2 protein-coding genes are annotated in these 7,570 nt (G+C 45.2%); both read right to left on the bottom strand.

Annotated features, from left to right (window positions below):
• Positions 1 to 663 precede the first annotated feature (663 nt).
• On the bottom strand, positions 664 to 2,886 hold the full coding sequence (locus IEW67_RS10530; RefSeq protein WP_188633033.1) for an NPCBM/NEW2 domain-containing protein: 2,223 nt from the start codon (positions 2,884 to 2,886) through the stop codon (positions 664 to 666).
• Between the two features lie 117 nt (positions 2,887 to 3,003).
• Positions 3,004 to 7,413, bottom strand: coding sequence for a beta-galactosidase, LacZ type (gene lacZ, locus IEW67_RS10535; RefSeq protein ID WP_188633034.1), 4,410 nt, complete (start codon positions 7,411 to 7,413; stop codon positions 3,004 to 3,006).
• Positions 7,414 to 7,570: the final 157 nt, after the last annotated feature.

The following is a 7,570-nucleotide window of genomic DNA, read 5'->3' on the forward strand; positions in this document are numbered from 1 at the left end:
TCTACGAGTTGTGAGGAGTGCTGCTTCACCGAAAAACTTGCAACACGACGAGCACACCAGTGTTTTTCCGAAGCGACTGCTGACATCAAAATGACATCTAATTTGTCAACCATAGATTTTGGTCAACAGCCCTCATTCTTATATAACTCTAAATTTGAATATTGTCTCCGGAACATAGTTTGAATTTAAGGAACATGGCTTGATGGTCCTCTCCCAGACTCACGTTTCAAAGAAGCAAATAACGGAGGAGAGGATTCGCCTAAACGGGATTATCCATATCTAACGGATCCTCGTTCCGCTAAATGGACACAAATCATCCTATTTAGTGCTGTCATGAATCCTCATTCCGTTATTCGGGTAAAAACAGGGGGGAAACTAAGGTGAAAAGAGGAAATAACGGAATGAGGAACCGCTAACGTGCTGGAAAAGCTTTAATTGACGCAAATAGCGGAATGAGGAACCGCCGAAGTTGGATTTTCCGGACAGAATGAATCCTCGTTCCGCTATTCGAGCAAAATTTGGGCAAAAAAAGGGAATAAGGGAATCAGAATCTTTAATTGAACTGCACACCGTTCAGCTAACGCTTGAAGCGGATATTCTGTCCTACAGATCATTTCCCTTTTCGGTTTTCCCGAGGGTTTTAGACGATACCGAGTTCAAATGTTAGTGATAGTTTTCCAACAAGTTCTCTGCATCATTCTGCAATGTATCGTACGCTTCATCGGAAACGTTATCTTTCTTATGCAATTGAGACAACAGCTGTTCAAAGCTATTCATGTGCTTTACAACTTTATCTGTCAATCCCTTTTCTTCATACTGCTCGACTGCTGTCAAGTGCATCTTCAGTAAGCGCGCTGTACGCTCGGTGTCAAATGCCCCATTCCTTTCCAATTCCTCAACGTGTGTTTTGATCACTGACACAGTCATTGTGCTATCATCACTGATAAACTTGGCACCTGCCCAGTCTGCATGGTCGCTGCCGTTTCCATTACCGCTGTCTGTTACGACGAGTTTAAGTTCATTCACACCAGCAATATCAACATCAACTGCTTTGGCATCGTCTTCAGCTGTCATAAGGCCGCTGTCGTACAGCTTTTCACTGTCACCCCAAACCTGAAAGACAACACTTGCCGCCGATGCCGATGAAACTTCATCATCTACGCCGGCTTTTGCTGTAAAACGAGAGTAATTGCCGTCAAGATGGTAGACAATTTCGGAATGTGCATGAACGCCGAGTCCCTTTTCAAATGTCTCGTCATTAATGGTTAATGTGTTGCCATCCCCTGCACTGTTTCCTCCGACACTCGTATCCCGTTCCACAGGGCCCCAGCCGTTCATGGCACGAACCCAGCCAAGGTCACTTAAAAAGGCCGTCTCTGTCGGTATTGGTGGAATGATGGTCACTTCCTTTACGGTCGATTCACTTTGCTGATTTCCATCGATTATATAGTTAGTGTCGGCACGTAATTCAAAGTTACCGGAAAGCACATCCTCACCCGGCGTTACATTCCAGGTCACGTGCACTGATTCGCCAGGTTCGACAGCAGGAAATATTGCCGATTCATCCGATTCAGCCTTCCATTTATCCGGCACCTGTAAATTCAATGCAACATCGTTTTCAACTTTTTCACTGTAATTGGTAAAGGTTGTTGTGACGGTTGATGATTTTCCCGGTTCCATCTTTTCATCTGCTCTTACGCGAATATTCGCATTGCCTTCAACCCAGTCTTTGTTGAAGCGGGCAAGCGTAATCTTGCTTCCTGCCGGTTTTTCATACAATGTATAAATTGTTTTGTCCGGACCGACGTCCACATCGGAATAGCCGCTCTGTCCAGCATAAATTTCCTTGGACTCATACCATGTCTTGCCATCGTCGTCACTCATCCGAATGGTCATGTTCTTGCGGCTGGACTTATTGGCTGTGTTGGTAAATAAGATGGTGCTGTCATCATAGCGTGCCAGACTTGCCTCATTAATCGGATCAATCAATTTTTTATCGGAAACCGGAGTTGTCCATGGCTCACCAAGACCCGGTGTGGTTGCAGTTGCCCGGTAATCACTACCTGGGTTGCGCATATTGGTCATTAATCCACCACCGGACAACTCCACCATCATGTTTTCATGTATTTTTGAGTAACCGGACGGGTTTGGCACAAGTGGTCCAGCTTCCCATGTTGCACCGCCATCCTGACTGTAAATATAGGATACCGTGCTGTTACGCCACCCCGATGTCGTTAAATAAATAGGCACAACCAGCGCTCCATTGGACATCTGAAAACCGTGTCCAGGACCCATGCCCGCTCCTGATAAATTCTTAAAATAGTGCGGGCTCTCCGGGTTTGTGTACGCATCCAGTACATCCGTTATTTCGCGTGTTTCACCCCAAGTAGTACCATTATCCGTACTCGTCCGTATAAAATACTTTGGATTGCCCCACTCCCAGCGGCTCCAAAGCAAATGCACGGTACTGCCGGTATTTTCGGCAAGCAGCATTGGATTCATTTCCGCGTTTCCGTTTTCGACACCCGGTGCTAAAATCGTTTGCTCAGAAAAGGTCTTCCCGTCATCCATACTGCGTTTGAGAACTAAATCTGTCGGTGTTTGATCACCGCCGGTCCGTGCTTCGGCAACTGCGAGTACGGTACCATTCGCCGTCACTGAAATGCTCGGAATGCGGTATTGTGCATAGCCTTTGCCATCATCAATATTGAATAATTCGTTTTCGTCAAAAAACCCGTTTGTGTCTGTCGCTGTTCCGTTAAATTTCTGATTCGTTTCATCATCCACAATGGTGTTACCCGAAGCATGGACTGACTGAGCAGAAGTTATTGCAGCAGCCAGCATAATCAAAAGAAGAAACTTACCTATAATCCGCTTATTGTACATATTCTCACCTTCTTTGCCGTATTTAAAAATTCATTACAACGTGTTGTTTGAATGATTTGTCACACGCGTAATAGTACAGGCCAGGAGTTATCTGCTCCTGGCCTGGCTTCTAACAGTTTATTGCCACTTCTCCAACAAATAATCTGTATCCGCCATTAACACCTGATAGGCTTCATCTGATAGTGTTTCCTGATTTTTGAATTGTTCGAGCATCTGCTGCAACCCGTTTAAATGTTTGGTGGCTTTTTCTATTTCATTCTTTTCTTTAAATAAGTCAATTGTTGTCATTTGATGTTTCAGCAGGCGCACGTCTCGATCATTTGTAAAGTCGCCATCCTGATCATAACGCTCAACATGCGTCTTCATTGCATTTGCACTTGTCGTCACATGGATGGTGTATGTCTTCTCCGTGGTATTGCCTGCTTTATCTTCAGCGGTCACAATGAATTGGTGTTCACCTGGTTTTCCAGCTAAACTGAGTTTAGAATCCTGCTCGTATGCTTTGCCATCAAAGGTTGCGGAAGATTGAGCTATGCCACTGTCTTCATCCGTTGCTTCCCAGGTGAACTTAATCGTTTCGGTGTCGGTGATGGTCATTCCATCATCGAATGCTTTTCCGTTGATCATTGCCGCAACTTCCGGCTTTGTTTGGTCAAGATCTGCCATAAACTTGGCATCTGCCCAGTCTGCATGGTCATTTCCATTATTGTCGCCGCCATCTGTAACAACGAGCTTCAGTTTCTTTTTACCGGAAATGTCCACATTAACCTTCTTAGCAGGGGTGTCACGATGCATCACACCACTTTCAAATAACTTCTCTCCGTCTGCAAAAACCTGAAAATTAACCGTTCCTGTCGCATTAGCCTCCCGGTCCAGGCCGACATACGCTTGAAATGTTTCATAATCTTTTCCGTCGATATCATACGTTATTTCCGAATGAGCATGTGTGCCGAGCCCTTTTTCGTAGGTGATAGGATCTGTTTCGCCCGTCAATGTCAACGGATTTCCTTCAACACTTGCATCACGATGAACGTTTCCCCAGCCAATTGTTGCGTTTTCCCAGTCCAAATCACTCAGATACAGTTCATCAACAACCTCGAAATGAATCACATATTCAGCAGATAATAAACTATCCGCACTCGTCACTTTCACAACTGCCTTACCTGGCAGGGAATCTGCTTGGGTGATCTCTACCGCAGCATTGTTACTAACTGGTGTTACATCTACCTCAGGGACCTTATCTTTTGTGCCCTTCAAGTATTTCTTTGTATAGTCATCTACAGTTGCATCAAAATTCGCCAATGATTCGCCATCAATACTGATGTTTTTCACCAGTTCATCGGTGACCTCCCGCTTGCTGAGTTTCATTGGTGAATCTGCCGATGAAATCGGACGCAGACGGTAACTGGACGTATAGGTTTGATCAGCCTGCATCGTAAATTCCGGATGCGGACGTGCACCCCAGCTGTTATCACCGCCAAGACCCATCTGACGGTCATTTAAATTAACGTAAATATCTTCTTTTTTATCCAATTCATATGGATGGTCAGCGTCTTCCAAGTCCTTTTCTGTATAATGGAGTGCACCGAATTCCATCTGCGGCAGTCCTGTCGCCATGAGACCTGTGCCATCTTCATTGGTGAACGTTACCCAGCGCACATCCGTTTTATTGCTCGTTTCCTGTGGTACCGAATACGGGAAAAACTCATCGTCAACCGTACTGCTGTAAACCCCTACAGGATAACCGGTTTTGCGGTCCCAGTAGTTACTTTCAGGTCCGCGGCCATACCAGTTAATCTGCTCAAACTCGCCAGGGAGCGTTAATTCCATTCCGACTGCCGGGATTTCCGGAAGACCTTTGCCGGGTGTAAGCGCGTTTTTGACTGCTACTTCACCTGTACCATACACGGTATAGACCGTTTTGTAGTCGGACTCTGTTGTTGTCGGCAATGTACCGGTCACCTCAATACGGACTGCATTTTCCCCGTATTTTGTGACATTCACATCACTGACAGCGCGCTTTTTACCGGCATCACGCCATGTGCCTGTACGCGATGGCATACCATTTCCAATATCGTTCTCGTTTGGCGCCCGCCAGTAATCAGGTTTCGGACCGCTTTTGAGCAATTCCTTCCCTTCATGCGTAAACGTGCTGATCGTTCCCTTTGCTTTGTCAAAATTTAACTTGAAATCATTGCCGTCAATTGTCATTACCGAATCGTCATTATCAACGGCGATTTCCGGCATATCACCAATTGCTTCCGGCTGTTTTTCCGGAATATCATATGGAACTTCGAACTGCTGTGCAGCAATTTCATACCCTTCAGATGCCCAGTTTGTATCTTCTTTCAGTTTAAAACTGAGATTTAAATAATACTCAGAACCCGCTTGTAAAGAAGGCTGTTCAATTGGCAGTTCGACTTTCTCTGTCGTCAGTGGTGCCACATTAAGGTTTTCAAGCGCACCTTCCTGTATCACGTTATCATCCTGCTTCAATTCCCAATGCGCATCATACTGACTTAAGTTAGTAAAAAGGAACTCGTTTTTCAGTTTGATAACACCATTTTTGACATCCTTATCTTGTATCTCGATATTCTGGTAAACTTTTTTTACTTCCTTCAGTTCTGGCTGGACTGTTCGATCTGCTGACACAAGCCCGTTGGCAAGGAAGTTACCGTCATTCGGCTCGTCTCCCCAGTCACCGCCATACGCAAAATACGACGCGTCTTCATTTCCCGGCACCGGTTCCAGCAAATTCTGGTCTACCCAGTCCCAGATGAAGCCGCCCTGCAGGTTGTCATAGCTGTCAATGACATCCCAGTATTGATACAGATTTCCAACACTATTACCCATGGCATGCGCATATTCAATGAGCAAAAACGGCTTTTTCTTGCCGGACTTCCCATAATTTTCAACATAGGAAACAGCCGGATACATCACACTATCTATATCAGACCAGCGTGTATCGCCTTCATAATGAACAATTCTCGTCGGATCCATTTCGTGTGCCAAATCGGCCATCTTTTTAAAGGTTGTTCCGCTTCCCGCTTCATTTCCCAGTGACCAGATGAGTACCGACGGGTGATTTTTATCCCGCTCAATCATACTGCTCAACCTATCCAGTGATGCCGGGAGCCATTGCGGGTCACTTGCCGGAAGTTCAGACCGTCTTCCATGTGATTCCAGATTAGCTTCGTCGATAATGTAAAGACCATATTTATCCGCTAAATCATACCACTCGCTTTGATTCGGATAATGCGAGGTACGTACTGCGTTGATGTTGTGTTTTTTCATCAGCTTAATATCCTCAATCATCCGTTCCCTTGAAACCGTCCGCCCATCTTTGGGATCAATCTCATGGCGGTTCGTCCCTTTGAGTGTGATTGGTTTGCCATTAATTTTCATTTGGCCATCGTCCACTTCAAACTCGCGGAATCCGACTTTTGTGCTCGTTGTTTCGATAATGTCCCCGTTTCCATCCTTCAATACTGCAACCAATGTATACAGATTAGGGTGCTCAGCAGACCATTTTTTCGGATTTTCAATTATTTGTTCTGCAGAAACGGTCATTTGATTGTCGTCCTTGAAGGTGACATCATTTGTAATCGGCTCATCAAGCACTTTTTGGTTATGTCCATCATACACGTTCATTTCAACGGTCTGACCGTTCACGTGTTTCTCACTATATTTACTTACATCAACATTCACATTCAAAGTTGCATCTTCAAAACGTTCATCAAGGTCTGTTGTTACACTGACATCACGCATATGCGTGTCCGGTGTCGAGTACAAATAAACATCCCGGAAAATACCACTAAGCCGGACAAAGTCCTGATCTTCCAGCCAACTGCCGTCAGACCAGCGATACACTTCGGCTGAAATCGTATTTTTCCCATCGCGGTTGATATATTCGGATATATCAAATTGGGCAGGTGTAAAGCTGTCTTCACTATAGCCCACCTTTTCACCATTGACCCAGAGATAAAAAGCTGATTCAACCCCTTGAAATGATACATAAACCGGATCGCCATTCCAGCCCTCAGGTACGGTGAATTCCTTTTTATACGAACCGACCGGGTTAAACTTTGTGGGAGCTTTCGGGGGTTCCGGATTCTCCACTCCCGTCCATGGATAGGTCACGTTCGTGTAAATTGGATGACCATAGCCTTTCAACTGCCAGCTTGACGGTACTTCGATGGTGTCCCACTTTGATACGTCATATCCTTCTTGGTAGAAATCTTTCGGGCGCTGTTCCGGGTTCTTTGCCCAGTTGAATTGCCACTCACCATTTAGCGTTTTGTAAAAAGGTGATTTGCTCCGGTCATCTTCTAATGCCCTATCAATATCTTTGTAATGCGACATGGCAGCATGCGCATCCTCCCGGTTCACTTCATACGTTTTTGGATTGTTATTCCATTCTGGTTGGTCCCCATTCGTTTCCGCCGACACAGACATCCCTCCTGTCCCAAGCCAGCTTAGCATCAAAACAGAAACGACAGTTCCGCTGCCTAACACTTTTTTTAACATCCGTGTATCGCCTCCCTTTTGAAAATATTTGTAATCGAGTAGGAGACTAATCATTAGTTGATTAGTCGTCCTCTCACACCACCGTACGTACGGTTCCGTATACGGCGGTTCAATAGTTTGAGTACGCACGCCTATATAGTTGATTCAGGTCTTTTAG

This window comes from Lentibacillus kapialis (assembly GCF_014646635.1).
Taxonomy (GTDB): Bacteria; Bacillota; Bacilli; order Bacillales; family Amphibacillaceae; genus Lentibacillus; species Lentibacillus kapialis.

What these genes read in the sequence shown, in the direction of transcription:
- lacZ (WP_188633034.1), bottom strand. Translation starts at nt 7,413, where the DNA reads ATGTTAAAAAAAGTGTTAGGCAGCGGAACTGTCGTTTCTGTTTTGATG.
- IEW67_RS10530 (WP_188633033.1), bottom strand. Translation starts at nt 2,886, where the DNA reads ATGTACAATAAGCGGATTATAGGTAAGTTTCTTCTTTTGATTATGCTG.